At 47.2% G+C, this 14,166-nt stretch carries 19 protein-coding genes and 2 pseudogenes; 11 read left to right on the forward strand and 10 right to left on the reverse strand.

Translation table 11 applies throughout. The annotated features are described in order from the left end of the window. The first annotated feature begins 10 nt into the window (after positions 1 to 10). From secY to rplQ, 8 genes are all read left to right on the forward strand, one after another. Complete coding sequence (gene secY, locus H7A79_RS13845; protein WP_135034755.1) at positions 11 to 1,324, forward strand: preprotein translocase subunit SecY; 1,314 nt, start codon at positions 11 to 13, stop codon at positions 1,322 to 1,324. A gap of 3 nt (positions 1,325 to 1,327) precedes the next feature. Beyond that, positions 1,328 to 1,546 (forward strand): translation initiation factor IF-1, encoded by a 219-nt coding sequence (infA, locus tag H7A79_RS13850; RefSeq protein ID WP_135034753.1) that lies wholly within the window; start codon positions 1,328 to 1,330, stop codon positions 1,544 to 1,546. Between the two features lie 19 nt (positions 1,547 to 1,565). Then, positions 1,566 to 1,679, forward strand: coding sequence for a 50S ribosomal protein L36 (gene rpmJ / locus H7A79_RS13855; protein WP_135034751.1), 114 nt, complete (start codon positions 1,566 to 1,568; stop codon positions 1,677 to 1,679). Positions 1,680 to 1,743: 64 nt separating this feature from the next. Continuing rightward, positions 1,744 to 2,106 carry a 30S ribosomal protein S13 gene (gene rpsM / locus H7A79_RS13860; protein WP_135034750.1) on the forward strand — a complete coding sequence of 121 codons (363 nt, stop codon included), beginning with the start codon at positions 1,744 to 1,746 and terminating at the stop codon, positions 2,104 to 2,106. 18 nt (positions 2,107 to 2,124) lie between these two features. Beyond that, complete coding sequence (gene rpsK / locus H7A79_RS13865; protein WP_135034749.1) at positions 2,125 to 2,520, forward strand: 30S ribosomal protein S11; 396 nt, start codon at positions 2,125 to 2,127, stop codon at positions 2,518 to 2,520. Between the two features lie 20 nt (positions 2,521 to 2,540). Beyond that, a complete protein-coding gene (gene rpsD / locus H7A79_RS13870; RefSeq protein ID WP_187000554.1) occupies positions 2,541 to 3,161 on the forward strand; it encodes a 30S ribosomal protein S4 in 621 nt (206 codons plus the stop codon). 27 nt (positions 3,162 to 3,188) lie between these two features. Then, positions 3,189 to 4,175, forward strand: a complete 987-nt coding sequence (locus tag H7A79_RS13875; RefSeq protein ID WP_135034747.1) for a DNA-directed RNA polymerase subunit alpha — start codon at positions 3,189 to 3,191, stop codon at positions 4,173 to 4,175. A 35-nt stretch (positions 4,176 to 4,210) separates the two neighbouring features. Then, positions 4,211 to 4,576, forward strand: coding sequence for a 50S ribosomal protein L17 (rplQ, locus tag H7A79_RS13880; RefSeq protein ID WP_135034746.1), 366 nt, complete (start codon positions 4,211 to 4,213; stop codon positions 4,574 to 4,576). Positions 4,577 to 4,867: 291 nt separating this feature from the next. Here rplQ and H7A79_RS13885 read toward each other — a convergent pair whose 3' ends face one another. From H7A79_RS13885 to H7A79_RS13915, 8 genes and pseudogenes are all read right to left on the reverse strand, one after another. After that, positions 4,868 to 5,308 carry an ATP-binding protein gene (locus tag H7A79_RS13885; RefSeq protein ID WP_187001737.1) on the reverse strand — a complete coding sequence of 147 codons (441 nt, stop codon included), beginning with the start codon at positions 5,306 to 5,308 and terminating at the stop codon, positions 4,868 to 4,870. Next, positions 5,286 to 5,405 carry a hypothetical protein gene (locus H7A79_RS15320; RefSeq protein ID WP_492011891.1) on the reverse strand — a complete coding sequence of 40 codons (120 nt, stop codon included), beginning with the start codon at positions 5,403 to 5,405 and terminating at the stop codon, positions 5,286 to 5,288. The genes H7A79_RS13885 and H7A79_RS15320 overlap by 23 nt, the downstream gene beginning before the upstream one ends. Before the next feature lie 54 nt (positions 5,406 to 5,459). Beyond that, positions 5,460 to 5,726, reverse strand: coding sequence for a P-loop NTPase family protein (locus H7A79_RS13890; RefSeq protein ID WP_214646384.1), 267 nt, complete (start codon positions 5,724 to 5,726; stop codon positions 5,460 to 5,462). 389 nt (positions 5,727 to 6,115) lie between these two features. Beyond that, positions 6,116 to 7,065 (reverse strand): annotated as a pseudogene (locus H7A79_RS13895) (IS110 family RNA-guided transposase). A gap of 305 nt (positions 7,066 to 7,370) precedes the next feature. Next, entirely contained in the window at positions 7,371 to 7,736 is a 366-nt protein-coding gene (locus H7A79_RS13900; protein WP_187001756.1) for a hypothetical protein, read from the reverse strand. A 9-nt stretch (positions 7,737 to 7,745) separates the two neighbouring features. Then, the gene (locus H7A79_RS13905) at positions 7,746 to 7,970 is read right to left on the reverse strand and encodes a hypothetical protein (protein WP_187000500.1); all 225 of its coding nucleotides are present in this window, start codon (positions 7,968 to 7,970) and stop codon (positions 7,746 to 7,748) included. A gap of 152 nt (positions 7,971 to 8,122) precedes the next feature. Next, positions 8,123 to 8,251, reverse strand: coding sequence for a hypothetical protein (locus H7A79_RS13910; protein ID WP_281384923.1), 129 nt, complete (start codon positions 8,249 to 8,251; stop codon positions 8,123 to 8,125). A 13-nt stretch (positions 8,252 to 8,264) separates the two neighbouring features. Beyond that, positions 8,265 to 9,206 carry a rolling circle replication-associated protein gene (locus tag H7A79_RS13915; RefSeq protein ID WP_187001580.1) on the reverse strand — a complete coding sequence of 314 codons (942 nt, stop codon included), beginning with the start codon at positions 9,204 to 9,206 and terminating at the stop codon, positions 8,265 to 8,267. Between the two features lie 879 nt (positions 9,207 to 10,085). Between H7A79_RS13915 and H7A79_RS15265 the strand changes: the two are divergent. Continuing rightward, positions 10,086 to 10,254: pseudogene (locus H7A79_RS15265) on the forward strand (IS3 family transposase); the annotation flags it as partial. Beyond that, positions 10,230 to 10,352: a hypothetical protein gene (locus tag H7A79_RS15270; RefSeq protein WP_434968549.1), complete on the forward strand. Its 123-nt coding sequence runs from the start codon at positions 10,230 to 10,232 to the stop codon at positions 10,350 to 10,352. The pseudogene H7A79_RS15265 and the gene H7A79_RS15270, both read left to right, overlap by 25 nt. Positions 10,353 to 11,310: 958 nt before the next feature. Here H7A79_RS15270 and aceK read toward each other — a convergent pair. Continuing rightward, the gene (aceK, locus tag H7A79_RS13925; RefSeq protein ID WP_187000555.1) at positions 11,311 to 13,089 is read right to left on the reverse strand and encodes a bifunctional isocitrate dehydrogenase kinase/phosphatase; all 1,779 of its coding nucleotides are present in this window, start codon (positions 13,087 to 13,089) and stop codon (positions 11,311 to 11,313) included. Positions 13,090 to 13,397: 308 nt separating this feature from the next. Between aceK and H7A79_RS13930 the strand changes: the two genes are divergently transcribed. Further along, positions 13,398 to 13,535: a hypothetical protein gene (locus tag H7A79_RS13930; protein ID WP_167742991.1), complete on the forward strand. Its 138-nt coding sequence runs from the start codon at positions 13,398 to 13,400 to the stop codon at positions 13,533 to 13,535. A 106-nt stretch (positions 13,536 to 13,641) separates the two neighbouring features. Here the strand turns inward: H7A79_RS13930 and coaD are convergent, their stop codons facing one another. After that, positions 13,642 to 14,151 carry a pantetheine-phosphate adenylyltransferase gene (coaD, locus tag H7A79_RS13935; protein WP_135034047.1) on the reverse strand — a complete coding sequence of 170 codons (510 nt, stop codon included), beginning with the start codon at positions 14,149 to 14,151 and terminating at the stop codon, positions 13,642 to 13,644. Positions 14,152 to 14,166: the final 15 nt, after the last annotated feature.

The following is a 14,166-nucleotide window of genomic DNA, read 5'->3' on the forward strand; positions in this document are numbered from 1 at the left end:
TATATTTTAAGTGGCTAATCAACTTTTCTCATCAGGTTTATCTAAATTTGGTGACTTGAGGAAGCGTCTATTGTTTCTGTTGGGTGCATTGATTGTATTTCGTATTGGTGCACATATTCCTGTACCTGGGGTTGATGCGGCTGCCTTGGCTAAGTTATACGAAAGCGCAAGTAGTGGTATCTTGGGTATGTTGAATATGTTCTCGGGAGGATCACTGGAGCGCTTTAGTATTTTTGCGATTGGCATTATGCCGTATATCTCATCATCAATTATCGTTCAGCTGGCCTCTGAGATTCTTCCCTCATTAAAGGCCTTGAAAAAGGAAGGAGAGACGGGGAGAAAAATTATTACCAAATATACTCGTTATGGAACAGTTGCTTTGGCAGTTATGCAAAGTTTTGGTGTGGCTACCTTTGTTTATCAGCAAAATGTGGTAGTAGTATCGCAGTTGGAATTTTTCATATCTACTGTGGTTTGCTTGGTGACTGGAACAATGTTTTTGATGTGGCTTGGCGAGCAAATAACCGAGCGGGGAATAGGTAATGGTATTTCATTGATTATTACAGCAGGCATTGTAGCTGGTATTCCGGCAGGAGTAGCTCAATTGATTACTCTTACAAGCCAAGGATCAATAAGTATGTTGGCAGCTATTTTTATCGCGATAGGTGCTTTGTTGTTGGTTTATGTTGTAGTGTATTTTGAAAATGCCCAACGTAAAGTGCCTATTCATTATGCTAAACGCCAGTCAGGTAGTAGGGTTTTACAAGGGCAGAATACCCATATGCCTTTTAAGTTAAATATGGCTGGTGTAATTCCGCCAATTTTTGCTTCAAGTATTATTCTGTTCCCGTCAACGCTTTTAAGTTGGTTTGGCTTTGCAGATTCAGATAGTTGGTTACATAAAGTGGCAGGTTTGTTACAGCATGGTCAGCCTGTGTATATTCTACTGTTTGCGGCAACTATTATTTTCTTTTGTTATTTCTATACGGCGTTAGTATTTAGCCCTAAAGAGATGGCTGAAAATTTGAAGAAAAGTGGAGCATTTATTCCTGGGATTCGTCCAGGAGAGCAAACCTCTAGATATTTGGAAAAAGTTGTGTTGCGCTTAACTTTGTTTGGTGCTTTATATATAACCATTATTTGCTTAATTCCAGAGTTTTTGACTACAGCTTTGAGTATTCCTTTCTATTTGGGTGGAACCTCATTGTTAATTTTGGTTGTAGTAACTATGGATTTTCATACGCAAATTGCCTCATATAGAGTTACGCAGCGATATGAATACTTGATTAAGCAACCTGATATGAAATCATTATCTAGTAAGTAAATTATGGCTAAAGAAGATACCATACAAATGCAAGGTGAGATTCTTGAGACCTTGCCAAATGCAACTTTTAAAGTAAGGCTCGAAAATGACCATATTGTTTTAGGGCACATCTCAGGCAAAATGCGTATGCATTATATCCGGATTTCTCCGGGGGATAAGGTTACTGTGGAGATGACTCCTTATGATTTGACTCGGGCACGTATCGTGTTTAGGGCTAGATAAATTTAAGAAAGGAAATAAAATGCGTGTACAACCTTCTGTAAAGAGGATTTGTCGTAACTGCAAAATTATTCATCGTAATCGTGTAGTTCGTGTAATTTGTACTGATCCTCGCCATAAGCAACGTCAAGGCTAATTTAATATTTAGTTAAACTTAATTTGTGGTATAATCATTAAATTTTGCCCGTAAAGGAAAAAATATGGCCCGTATTGCAGGGGTAAACATCCCTAATAATGCCCATATCGTAATTGGATTGCAGGCTATTTACGGTATTGGTTTTGCTCGTGCTAAATTGATTTGTGAGGCTGCGAAAATTGAGCAGATAACAAAAGTAAAAGATTTAGATGAGTTTCAGTTAGAAGCGTTGCGTGAGCAAGTTTCTAAGTATGAAGTAGAAGGTGATTTGCGTCGCGAAGTGACGATGAGTATTAAGCGTTTGATGGATATGGGCTGCTATCGGGGTTTGAGACATCGACGTGGCTTGCCCTGTCGTGGTCAGCGTACGCGTACCAATGCACGCACTCGTAAAGGCCCGCGTAAAGCGATTGCCGGTAAAAAATAATTTTTAAGGATTTGATTAATGGCTAAAGCAAACACAGCTTCACGTGTACGCAAAAAAGTACGTAAAACCGTGAGTGAAGGTATTGCGCATGTTCATGCTTCTTTCAATAATACCATCATTACTATTACAGACCGTCAAGGCAATGCATTGTCTTGGGCTACCTCAGGCGGTGCTGGTTTTAAAGGTTCTCGTAAAAGTACACCTTTTGCTGCGCAGGTGGCAGCAGAAGCAGCTGGTAAAGTTGCCCAAGAGTATGGAGTTAAAAATTTAGAAGTTCGCATCAAAGGTCCGGGACCTGGCCGTGAGTCTTCTGTTCGCGCACTCAATGTTTTGGGTTTCAAGATTACCAGCATTACAGACGTTACCCCATTGCCCCATAATGGCTGCCGTCCGCCTAAGAAACGTCGTATTTAATTATTGGAGTGATTTGAGATATGGCACGTTATATTGGCCCTAAATGTAAATTGGCTCGTCGTGAAGGTACAGATTTATTTTTAAAGAGTGCGCGCCGTTCTTTGGAATCCAAGTGCAAAATTGATTCTGAGCCTGGTCATCATGGAGCTAAAAAGTCTCGTCTTTCCGACTATGGTCTGCAGTTGCGTGAAAAACAAAAGATCCGTCGTATGTATGGCGTTTTGGAGCGCCAGTTCCGCCGCTATTTCGCAGAAGCTGCTCGTCGTAAAGGTTCTACTGGTGAGTTATTACTCCAGTTATTGGAGTCACGTTTAGACAATGTTGTGTATAGAATGGGTTTTGGTTCTACTCGTGCGGAAGCACGTCAATTAGTATCGCACAAAGCTATTACTGTAAATGGTCAGGTGGTAAGTATCCCTTCTTACCAAGTTAAGGCTGGCGATGTTGTAAGAGTTCGCGAAAAAGCTAAAAAACAAGTACGCATTCAAGAGGCCTTGAGTTTGGCAACGCAAATTGGCTTACCTGGTTGGGTTTCTGTTGATATAAACAAAATGGAAGGCATATTTAAGAATATGCCTGATCGCTCGGAGTTAACTGGCGATATTAATGAACAGCTGGTGGTAGAGTTCTACTCTAAATAATTACTAGCTATAGAGAGGGACAGTTAAATGCAAAACAGCACTTCTGAATTTTTGAAACCTCGTCAAATCGATGTAGATAACTTGTCTGCCAGCCGTGCAAGAGTATCTATGCAGCCGTTTGAACGTGGTTTTGGCCATACTTTAGGTAATGCTTTGCGTCGTATCTTACTGTCATCCATGAGCGGTTTTGCACCTACTGAAGTGGCTATTACTGGTGTTTTGCATGAGTATTCTACTGTCGAAGGGATTCAGGAAGATGTTGTCGATATTTTGTTGAACCTGAAAGGCGTAGTTTTTAAATTGCATGGACGCAGTCAAGTTCAGTTAATTTTGAGAAAATCTGGAGCAGGCATAGTAGTGGCAGGCGATATTAGCCTGCCACATGATGTGGAAATCATTAATCCCGAACATATTATTTGCCATCTTGCAGAAAATGGTCAGATTGAGATGGAAATCAAGATAGAGCAGGGGCGCGGTTACCAGTCTGTTTCTGGTCGTCGGATTATTCGCGATGAAAACCGACAAATTGGCGCAATTCAGTTGGATGCAAATTTTTCGCCTATTAATCGTGTTAGTTTTGAAGTTGAGCCGGCACGTGTAGAGCAGCGTACGGATTTGGATCGTTTGGTATTGGATATCGAAACAGATGGTTCTATTGATCCGGAGGAGGCGGTTCGTAGTGCTGCACGTATTTTGATTGAGCAAATGTCTGTTTTTGCTGATTTGCAGGGAACACCACTTGAAGAGATAGAAGAAAAAGGACCTCCCATTGATCCGATTCTGTTGCGCCCTGTAGATGATTTAGAGCTGACAGTACGTTCGGCTAACTGTTTGAAAGCTGAAGATATTTATTATATTGGTGATTTAATTCAGCGTACCGAGACAGAACTTTTAAAAACACCGAATTTGGGTAGAAAATCTTTGAATGAAATCAAAGAGGTTTTAGCTTCAAAAGGGTTGACATTGGGTTCAAAACTGGAAGCTTGGCCACCAGTAGGCTTGGAAAAACCGTAAGTTTAAAGATTATTAAAGATTAAAGGATAAGTAAGATGCGTCATCGTAATGGCAATCGTAAATTAAATCGTAGTAGCAGCCATCGGACTGCGATGCTACGGAATATGGGTAATTCTTTATTGAGCTGTGAAACCATCATAACTACTTTGCCAAAAGCTAAAGAGTTGCGTCGTGTGGTAGAGCCCTTAATTACTTTGGGCAAAAAGCCTTCTTTGGCTAATCGTCGCTTAGCATTCAACCGTACCCGTGACAGAAATGTTGTTGTAAAACTGTTTGATGAACTGGGTCCACGTTTCGCTACTCGTAACGGTGGTTATATTCGTATCTTGAAATACGGTTTCCGAAAGGGAGACAATGCCCCATTGGCATTGGTTGAATTAGTGGATAAAACTGAAGAATAAGTTAACAGTATTGTTGTAAGTAAAAACTGTATCAGAATTTGAATTGAACTGCACGTCATAAGTTGGATACTATCCCAACTTATGACGTGCAGTTTTTTATGGTAAAGTATTCAAATGGATTCAGATTGGAAGTCGTGAAATACTATCTGCAGGCATGGTGAAAAACACAAAGCCGTTCGACTTTCGATTCAGTCAGTAGGATGTTTACAGAGATGTTTAAGCAAGGGGCTGTACTAGATAACTAGGGAAATTTAACTTCAGGTTAGAACAATCCCTATGAGGAAAAGTCGTTTAAGTCAGTACATGTCCACGGCCGTCAAAAACTGACCACTTTAAAACCGGAACCGGCAGTTTGATTGTGCTCACCCCACGGGGGGGGTAAATCTCCTTTATCACAGGCGCAATGCCTATCTTCTTTTTGTCCTTCAAACGGTAACTCTCTCCACTTATCCGAACAACATGACAATGGCGGAGTAATCTGTCCGACATGGCGGCAGTCAAAGCCGTATCGTTGGCAAAAGCCCCGGCCCGCCGGCTGAACGGCAAATCGGCCGTCAGAATCATGCTGCCCCGCCCATACCGTTTGGCCGCAACATTGAAGAACAGGTTGGCGTCTTCCCTTCCAAACGGTAAACAGCCGGTTTCATCAATCACCGGCAGCCTCGGACCCATAACCGAACCTTGCAGATAAGATTTCCGCTTTCCTCGATTATGCGCCGCCGGTTGCAGCATCAAATCGGCTGCCGTTACTGATACCCGCCATTACTGCCGGATAAGCCAAAGAAACAGCCAAATGGGTTTCACCTGCCCGGCCGGGGCCCGGCAGCACCGCATTTTCGTGCTTTTCGATAAAACTTAAGTCCGACAACTCCGTCAATCGGGCTTAGGGCGCACCCGTTGCAAAGTTAAAGCCATATTCCGTCATCGTTTTGACGGAGGGCCGTCCTGCCGGTTTCAACAAAGCTGCCTGCGTTCTGCTGTTTTTGGCTTTGAACCCTGCATCCGGCAGCTGTTCGACAAAGTCGGCATACGGGCTTTTTTCAGCCGAATGCTGCCGGGCAGACACAGGCCGTCTTAAGGTGGTGTCGGGCCGGGGCGGCGGTACGGCGGTGCCAATGCCGTCCATCGCCCGTTCGAAAGAGGCCGGCAACGTTGCGCCGCTATCCTGCAACGCCGTTTCAAGGCGGAAAAGCCAAATGGGAAACGGGTAAGGGCTGCCACGGAGCTCAATAATGCGGGGGAGGGGGTGTATCTTTCTCCGCTGACGGACTGGTTCAACAAGGCAATCATCGGTTGCCGGGTTCGATGCCGGTGGGGAAAAGCGCAACTGTTGCCGCTGACGGACTGGTTTAACGGAGAAATCATCGGTTGCTGAATCCTACAACCCGGCGTTGTCGATTCGGTCGGGAAAATATTGAAAGAAGCATTTAAGCAATCAAGATAGTGTGTGAAAGTGTCAATGCCGTTGATGTATTCTTTCGGCAACAACCAAGCCGTGCCCTGCTTTTGCGGGGCATTTTTCTGTTTGGTATTGTTAATTTATGCTGTTAATCCGTAACGGGTTTTGTCGTATTCCGTTTGGTTTTTCAAAATGTGGAAAGCGATAGTCAAGAGCTTTCTCATAATTGCAACAATGATGAGTTTCGGCGGTTTTTTCCCGGCTTTCAGACGGCCGATAAAGGCGGGAAAGGCGTTCATGCGGTAGGCGGCCAATGCGGGCATGTATAGGGCTGCCCTTAAGTCGGACTTGCCTACCTTTGAAATCCGTTCTTTGCCGTTTACGCTTGTTCCCGGCTGATGCCGTTTTGGACCCAAACCGAAATAGGCGGCCAGTTGGGCAGCGGTATCAAAGCGTGATGTTATGGTCGAGAGCAAAACGGCGGCGGTGTTTTCGCCTATGCCTGTGATGGTTTTCAGGCGTTGGCGGTTTTTGTCGTAATCGGGATTGGCTTTGTAAAAGCTCTGCAAGTCTTTTTTAAGCGTCTGCAAATAGCGGCTCAAGTAGTCTATCGTTGCCTTTATGTGCCGTTTCAAGTAATTGGGGGCTGTTTGATACTTGGTCAGTTCTGCCGCCCGTTGTTTTTTGATGCGAGCTATATAGCGGGTCAGTTCCTGAAGCTGTTTTTGTTCGGACGGCTGCGGCTGCCATGTTTCGGGGTTCATGGCCTTGCAGTAGCGGGCGATGAGTTTTGCGTCTTGTTTGTCGGTTTTGCTTCTTTGCAATACGGCGTTTGCGAAGCCTTTTATTTTTCTTGGGTTGTCCACGCTCATTTTGTAATGGCTGTTGAGATATTCGGCCGGCGGTCTATAGCAGGTTCCCGTTGCTTCGCAGCAGCAGTGCAGGCTTGGGTTGGCGTTATGGCCGTTTAGCATGCTTTCAGCTCGGCTTAACCTGTGGGGCTGTTTCCGAATCGGTGTTCGTAAAAAAAGCCGTCTGAAATCAGACGGCAGTCTATGGTTACTTTGCTCACGTCTATTCCCAAGTACATGGTGTTTTACCTTATCAATGCGGGCTTTGCGCCTTAGATAGTGTTCAAGCTTGATGATTGGGGTAAGCCCCCGCTTCAATCTTTGGGACATGTTTTGAACATCGGCCGTACTTGCGAAGTCGGGGGCTTTGCTTGGTGTTTCGTCAAACGCCAAGCCCTGATGTATCCGCCTGAATCTATCAGGGCTTGGGGCTTTATGCCTTTATGGGGCGCTGCCCCAAACCCCGCAATTCCCGCAGTTTCTGCCGCTGATTGGGCGGCGGCTGAGGCAGATTTTCTCAATTCCACACCCAAATCGGATAAACTCAAACCGCTGCCGTTTTCAGACGGCAACGTACCGAGACCGCGCCCGATACCCTTGGCAACAGAAGAAATCGCACCACCCCCGGCAAATTATCCAATGTGGCTCCTGCCGTCATAACGGCATGATGCGCGGCACCCAAGTCATTACCTTGTTTAATCGAACTTCCCAATTGTTCAGAATAAATATCAACGGCCTTTGAAGCTGCACTGCCGACTGCACCCGCAATAATTGCGGCACAGGCCGTCTGAGTAATTTTTGACGGCACTTTTACCTGATTGCCGTATTTTGTCGGCACAACTTGGGTCATCACGGCGTTTGTTGCTTCTTCATGCGTTTGATGGCAGATTCGGCCTACCTGATAACCCATGACTGCACCTTAGCCTACAGAGTCTGCACCGCGTTTGCCGATGCGCACGAGCGCAAAGGCAATAGAGATGCCCACTACCACCGCGCCAATCGCCAAAACGCCTGCTTTCAAACCGCTGATTTCGGTTTTGATGGTTTCCAGCAGATTGGCATCATCGGCCAATGCAACGGCAGGCATGGCGGCCATTGTGGCAACGGCCAAGCCTTTGTACATTTTGTCTTTCAGGTTTTTCATGATTTTTTCCTTTCAAAGTTTAGTAAGTAAAAACAGGTTGGCAGTGTTTAAAGGGTCAATTCAAGGCACACCGCCCAGGCCCTGAATCTTTGTTCAGCTTTCGTCAGAGTAGTAAACGTGGTCTTTAAAAGCACACGGGAATACGCGCACGGTCAAGAGTTGGTTTTGCTGTAACTGCCGTCATCGTTTTTGCGCTCTCTCACCATCATGCGGTGGTCAAAGGCGGCGGTCATGTAAATGCCTTGAACGGGCGGCTGCGGGGTTGGGGTTTTGTTGCTCATGGCTTTTCCTTTCTTAAGGCCGCTTTCCGATAATTCCGCGGTTCAAAAATGCCCATTTGGGGCTGATGGTTTCACTTAAAACGATGTTGTAATTCTCTTCGGTTATATCGGGTATCACCAATCCCCTGACTTCAACGGCATATCTTTTGAGATACGGCCCAACGGCCACACCCCGGTTTTGCAGCTTGCGCCGCCATCGGGCCGAACCGGCAGAGCGGAACGAAAAGTTTGATGTGGCAATCTTCCAAAGGCTTTTTTTGTCAATGGTGGTGCGGATAAGCCTATAGCCCTTGTCTTCGGGAAAACGACTGTCAATATGCTTGGCAATGTACTTGGCGACATAATGCGACAAACCCTTGCTGTTGGTTTTGACCGGCAGCAGTTCGGCGCGGCCGAAACCGTATCTGCCCACGTTTTCGCGTATCCGCTTCCAAAGCCGGCGCAATGCGGGGTTGGCACTTTGGTAGCCACGGGCGGCGGCAAAGTTCAGCCCTCGCCGTATATCTTCACGGGTGTTTACGATTAGGTGGAAGTGAATACGGCCTTTCTTGGTGCGCCCATACACGCAGATGCAGTGTTTGAAATGTTTACTCAGAAAGTTTGTGCGCAGACTGTGAAAGCGGCGGCCGGCTTCTTTTACGTCCTGCACGTCATCGGCAAAGGTTAGAGTTAAAAAGCCGACATGGTTTAGGCCAAATGTTTGTATGAATTGGTGTACGTTTAATTCCAACGCGGTTGCAGATTTCTTGTGCGAAGTCGAAAACACATTCAGTTTTGCGCTCTCTTTTGCCGCTTCGCTTTCAAACCTTTCATGAAATTTTGGCAATTGCTTGTTTTTACTGCCTTTCATGCCTGCAGCATGATTCCCGATGCAGTTGTTACTATTAAGACAAGAAAGCGCGCCGCGCTTCGCGCTTTGCGCCGCTACGGCGCATACATCACAGACGCAGCCCAAAACGCCCGAAAAAGCGGACGTTTGGCGGTACTGGCGGCATTCGGGGCAGCAGCGGGTACTCATGGACACACCCCCCGCTTCAATCCAAGATTGGCCGCCTAATTTGCAGGCCGGCAAAGCCAAATCGTGATGGATTTGGCCGGCAAACCCAAAACCATGCGGGCATGGGTTTGCAGGTTCGTTTTTTGTGAGCATGATTTTTCCGGCTTCGATTAGCTGCAGATTCCAACCGCCGCCGAAACGGGCGGGGTCGGGTTTGGTTCCGTACGTTCTGCACGCCATCTCAAAACCCCTATACGGCCTATGTGTTTTAAGCTGAAACATCATCGTATAAATACGCTGCTCCTGCTTAACAGCATCTTTCAGGCTTTTGGCCGTTCTGGTCGGAAGTTCGCTATAAATTCCATCTTTTCCGGTTTTCCGAACCGCCAGCCTGCCTTTGTCATAGGTAGCAACTTCGCACAAAGTCGGACGGTCGGAGTTACCAATACGCACATAAATATTTCTCATCTCACGAATCCTTAAATAATCAATAAATTAATAAAATTATTATAATTAAAACCCCGCTTTTGCCATCATAACAGTCAATCAGTTTCTTAACGGCCATACGCCCGAATGTGTCGGCTCCGGACAGGGTTTTATTAGGCGGGACAGGGTTTCGTATAGGAAAATTGACGGTTTGCAGGCAAAGCAATCATGGTTCGACTCACGGAATACGCGGACGGTGCAGGATTTGGGAAAACGTTCGGGTTCGGGCGTGATGGTACGGCAGGCTGATGACATTTGAGACCCCTTTCAAAAGTCGGTTGTTCCGATTTGTAAAGGAGTAGAATGTAAAAATACACCCCTTTTGTTGGGGTGCAATATATAAGGCCGTCTGAAAAACCGATACTGCATTCTGACCAAGGTTGGCAGTATCAGATGGATTTTTATCAAAAGCAGTTAAAAGACAAAGGATTAGTGCAGAGCATGTCCCGTAAGGAAAACTGTCTGGACAATGCGGCCGTGGAAAGCTTCTCCGGCATGTTAAAGTCGGAATGTTTCCATACGCGCAAATACGCTTCCGCTGCCGAACCGGAAGCGGCTTTGCGCGAATCTATCCGTTACTGCAATCATAATGGGGTTAATTGGAATGAAAAGGATTGAGTTCTGTGCCATACAGGATTCAGGCTTTGGGAGTCGATTGGTTAAGCTGTTCGGTTTTTTAGGGGGGGCAAACTGGGTACGTTTTTACTTTTTATTTGCTACTGGATGGGGCTGTCTTAGGTTACCAAAATTATTCAAAAATATTTTAGATAACTCTAGTAAAGCTGTTGTAGGTAGTGTAAAAATCACCAATTCGCAGCTGTTACAGGCTGTTTTTCTGTTGAGTCAGGGTCATTCAAGTGCTTAAAACAGCAAGGCACACCTACTCAATGAATCACTAAAGAATTGATCTTCTTGTCAAGAGATCCCGTTAGAACGTAGTGACCATCAGAAAAACTATACACAGAAATACCAAAGGATCAACCTGACTCCAGTAAACCCAATCCTTTAAAGATTGTATCTATTTCTGTATCTAAGCCGCATTATTAGTTTGGATTCCTGTTTTTGTGTTGCATCAAATCTTCGAAATGAGGTTTTCCGATACAGTCAGAATAGATGATGATTGTGTTTCTGTATTTAAATCCAAAGAGCCAGGCTACCTCTGCTTTTACTATAACGGACGCCTCAGGCGTGGATAGGTGGAGGTGAGGCTGCGTCGAATTCGTGAGCTACCTGTCTGTATGCCCAGCCTTGTTTGAGCTTGCTGAGGACGAGTGTCTGAAGTCTTTTGAATATGTCATGACTTTTTTGTATTCTTTTTTTAAGTTGTTTGGCTATATTAAAACAATGGCTGAATACGACTTTAACTTTGTAACAGGTGCACCTAAATCACAACTGACAGGATTATAGGGTATTCAGAAAAAACTGAAACTGCTACACGGCTTTGTAAGCCGTAGCTGCAAATTGAAGCAGTTTTCGTTGAGTAGGTTTGCGTAGCTTGCAATGGGGTATCTTCGTTTTTGAGTGTAGCCTAACTATTAATCTACGTCAGCAATGAGGTAGACAGCCTGTTGAACGATCAGGCATCGGCGTTGCTTGTTAAGGCGGTGGTTTGATCGGGGTGGAAACGGGCGGATTGGGGGTAGGGGAAGAAATCGTCATACAGCCCTTTTTGCAGTCGTTCTTTTTTTTCCTGCCAGAATTCGGGGGTGAGCAGCTCGCGGTGGTGTTGTAGAAACACTTGCCGCACATCGGGTTCGCCGAGCAGGAACGGGCCGAATTCTTCGGGGAATACATCGCCTTTATTGACGGGATACCAAACTTCGCCCGACATTTCGTATTCGGGGTTGGGCGCGGGCGGGATTTTGCGGAAATTGCAGTCGGTCATGTATTCGATTTCATCGTAATCATAAAAAATCACGCGGCCGAAACGGGTCATGCCGAAGTTTTTGTAGAGCATATCGCCGGGAAAGATGTTGGCCGAGGCCAGCTCTTTGAGTGCGCAGCCGTAGTCGATAACGGCGGCGGCTTTCTCAGCGGGGGAGGCCTGCTGCATAAAGAGGTTGAGCGGTTTGAGGCGGTATTCGACATAAACGTGTTTGATAATGGCCCATTCTTCGTTTTCTTCAAATTGGCTTGGGGCAAGGGTGCGCATTTCGTTGAGAAATGCTTCGTGGCAGCGCGATTTGGGCAGGGCAACGTTGGAAAATTCCAGCGTGTCGGCCATGCGCCCGACACGGTCGTGTTTTTTCACCAACAGGTATTTTTGGCGCACGTATTCGCGGTCGAAGTCTTTGTTGGGGCCGAATGTGTCTTTAATCACTTTGAACACATAGGGAAACGAGGGCAGCGTAAACACGCTCATCACCAGCCCTTTCACGCCGGGGGCGGGAATGAATTTGTCGTGCGAGTATTCGAGGTGTTGGGCAAACTCGCGCCACCAGATGTTTTTGCCCTGTTTTTGCAGGCCGACCATGGTGTAAAGGTCGCCGGGAGCGCGCATCGGCAGCATATCGTGCAGAAAGCGGATGTAGCCGCTGGGCACGGGCATATCCGCTAGAAAATAAGCGCGGGCAAACGAAAACAGCACGGCAATCTGGGCGGCCTCAAACAGGGCGGCATCCACTTTCAGACGGCCTGTGGTTTCATCGTGCAGCACGGCCAGTGCAAACGGGTGGCGCACGGCGCCGTTGATAATCTGCCCGAAAATATAGGCACCTTTGTTGCGGTAAAACGGTGAGTTGAGTACGCGCACATGCAGGTTCATTTCCTGCGGCGGCCACTCTGCCTGAAAATACCGGCGTGCGGCACGCAGGATATTGGCGATGTCGCGGTCGGGCGAGGCAAACGGAACGCTCCAGCCGAAATGGTGCAGAATATTGCGCAGACAGCCGCGCAGCCCCTGCGATCCGGGGTAAAACGGGCGGAACACGGGCGGGTCGGAATCGATGTATTCGGTGCTGGTGGAGGGCTTTACAAAGATAAACTGGTTGTTGAAATATGCTTTGTCCAACAGTTTGGTGGAAACCGAATTGAAAAAAGTTTCGGCCAGCTCGGGTTGTTTGTGGTTGACGAGCAGGGCGATATATTCGGTTTTGGCCGCCGCCCACACTTCATCGTTCAGGACTGCTGCGGCGTGTTTTGCGCGCAGGGTTTCAACGGCTTCGTGCACGCGCTGGTCGTACATCTGAATGCGCTCGGCCACCAGGTCTTGAATACCGCGCCAGTTTTTCTGCTCGAAAAGTTGTTTGGCGCGCCGGGTAACTTCGCGAAACAGGCGGTAGTGTTTGTTGAAACCTTCGAGCATGGTTCCAGCCACTTCCCGCCCCAGTTGTTGTTGGGTAGGTTGTCGGGGCATTTGGTGATTCCTTTGCAGACAGAGCCGTTGTGCGGTCGGTTTGTAGTTTTATGTAACCTTATGATGTTTTAGGCGGTTTGGCAAGTGTGAAAGTGTTTGGGTGAGAGGGTATGGGCCGGGAAATCTTGCAAAAATGCCCTCATGCCGTCTGAAAGGCTTCAATGCCGTTATCGGCTGCGCCGGCCCGCTGTGTCCGTTCCCCCTCTCATGGGAGAAAGTTCGGATAAAAATATTAAACAAATATCGGAATACCCAACCGCCGTTATTTCTGCCTGCGCGGGGTGCAGCCGATAACGGCAAATAAACGTATGATGGTGTTTTCGGACTCTGCAAAGGCGTCAGGCCGTCTGAACATGGTTTCAGACGGCCTGACGGTTTATATGATGGCAGGCTTGCTCCGCTTATCGCAGGCCTGCTGTATTTCCGTTGCGGCGGCGCGCACTTAGTTTAAAGAAAGCGGTTTGGCAAACTGCCGGAGCGGCAGTCGGGCAGGTTTCGTGCAGCTTCGCTGCCTGTTGTTGCTTGATGCGGTATTTGCGGCACAAGAGCGCGTTAAGGGCTTTGGTTGTCTTGCAGGATTTTGTCGTACACAGCCACGGGCACATAACGCCGTATCATGTCGCGCCAGCCGTCGGGGCCGACCATGCCTTTAACCATGGTGGAGGAAACTTCGGCAAATTCGCGCGGCGGCATCAGAAACACCGTGGCGATGTCGGGGTGCAGATCAGAATTGATATAGCGTATGGTGCGTTCGTATTCATAGTCGGAAGCCGTGCGTATACCGCGCACAATGAATTTGGCGCCGACACTGTGGGCATAATTGACCAAAAACTGGTTTTCAAACGCAGTGATGCGTACATTGGAAAACCCGCTGGAGATGGCTTCGAGCATGGCGCGGCGTTCGGCCACGGTGTAGGTGCTTTTTTTGTCGGGGTTCACGCCGATGGAGACGATTAATTCGTCAAACAGGGCTTGCGCTTCGCGTATCATCCACAAATGGCCGTTGGTCGGGGGGTCGAAACTGCCGGCGTAAACGGCGCGGCGCAGGGGGCGGGTGTTCATAGGCAATATGGCGGG

The sequence above is a fragment of the Neisseria musculi genome (assembly GCF_014297595.2).
In the GTDB taxonomy this organism is placed as follows: domain Bacteria; phylum Pseudomonadota; class Gammaproteobacteria; order Burkholderiales; family Neisseriaceae; genus Neisseria; species Neisseria musculi.

What these genes read in the sequence shown, in the direction of transcription:
- infA (WP_135034753.1), top strand. Translation starts at nt 1,328, where the DNA reads ATGGCTAAAGAAGATACCATACAAATGCAAGGTGAGATTCTTGAGACC.
- rpmJ (WP_135034751.1), top strand. Translation starts at nt 1,566, where the DNA reads ATGCGTGTACAACCTTCTGTAAAGAGGATTTGTCGTAACTGCAAAATT.
- rpsM (WP_135034750.1), top strand. Translation starts at nt 1,744, where the DNA reads ATGGCCCGTATTGCAGGGGTAAACATCCCTAATAATGCCCATATCGTA.
- rpsK (WP_135034749.1), top strand. Translation starts at nt 2,125, where the DNA reads ATGGCTAAAGCAAACACAGCTTCACGTGTACGCAAAAAAGTACGTAAA.
- rpsD (WP_187000554.1), top strand. Translation starts at nt 2,541, where the DNA reads ATGGCACGTTATATTGGCCCTAAATGTAAATTGGCTCGTCGTGAAGGT.
- H7A79_RS13875 (WP_135034747.1), top strand. Translation starts at nt 3,189, where the DNA reads ATGCAAAACAGCACTTCTGAATTTTTGAAACCTCGTCAAATCGATGTA.
- rplQ (WP_135034746.1), top strand. Translation starts at nt 4,211, where the DNA reads ATGCGTCATCGTAATGGCAATCGTAAATTAAATCGTAGTAGCAGCCAT.
- H7A79_RS13885 (WP_187001737.1), bottom strand. Translation starts at nt 5,308, where the DNA reads ATGCTGCAACCGGCGGCGCATAATCGAGGAAAGCGGAAATCTTATCTG.
- H7A79_RS13900 (WP_187001756.1), bottom strand. Translation starts at nt 7,736, where the DNA reads ATGGGTTATCAGGTAGGCCGAATCTGCCATCAAACGCATGAAGAAGCA.
- H7A79_RS13905 (WP_187000500.1), bottom strand. Translation starts at nt 7,970, where the DNA reads ATGAAAAACCTGAAAGACAAAATGTACAAAGGCTTGGCCGTTGCCACA.
- H7A79_RS13910 (WP_281384923.1), bottom strand. Translation starts at nt 8,251, where the DNA reads ATGAGCAACAAAACCCCAACCCCGCAGCCGCCCGTTCAAGGCATTTAC.
- H7A79_RS15270 (WP_434968549.1), top strand. Translation starts at nt 10,230, where the DNA reads ATGTTAAAGTCGGAATGTTTCCATACGCGCAAATACGCTTCCGCTGCC.
- aceK (WP_187000555.1), bottom strand. Translation starts at nt 13,089, where the DNA reads ATGCCCCGACAACCTACCCAACAACAACTGGGGCGGGAAGTGGCTGGA.
- H7A79_RS13930 (WP_167742991.1), top strand. Translation starts at nt 13,398, where the DNA reads ATGATGGTGTTTTCGGACTCTGCAAAGGCGTCAGGCCGTCTGAACATG.
- coaD (WP_135034047.1), bottom strand. Translation starts at nt 14,151, where the DNA reads ATGAACACCCGCCCCCTGCGCCGCGCCGTTTACGCCGGCAGTTTCGAC.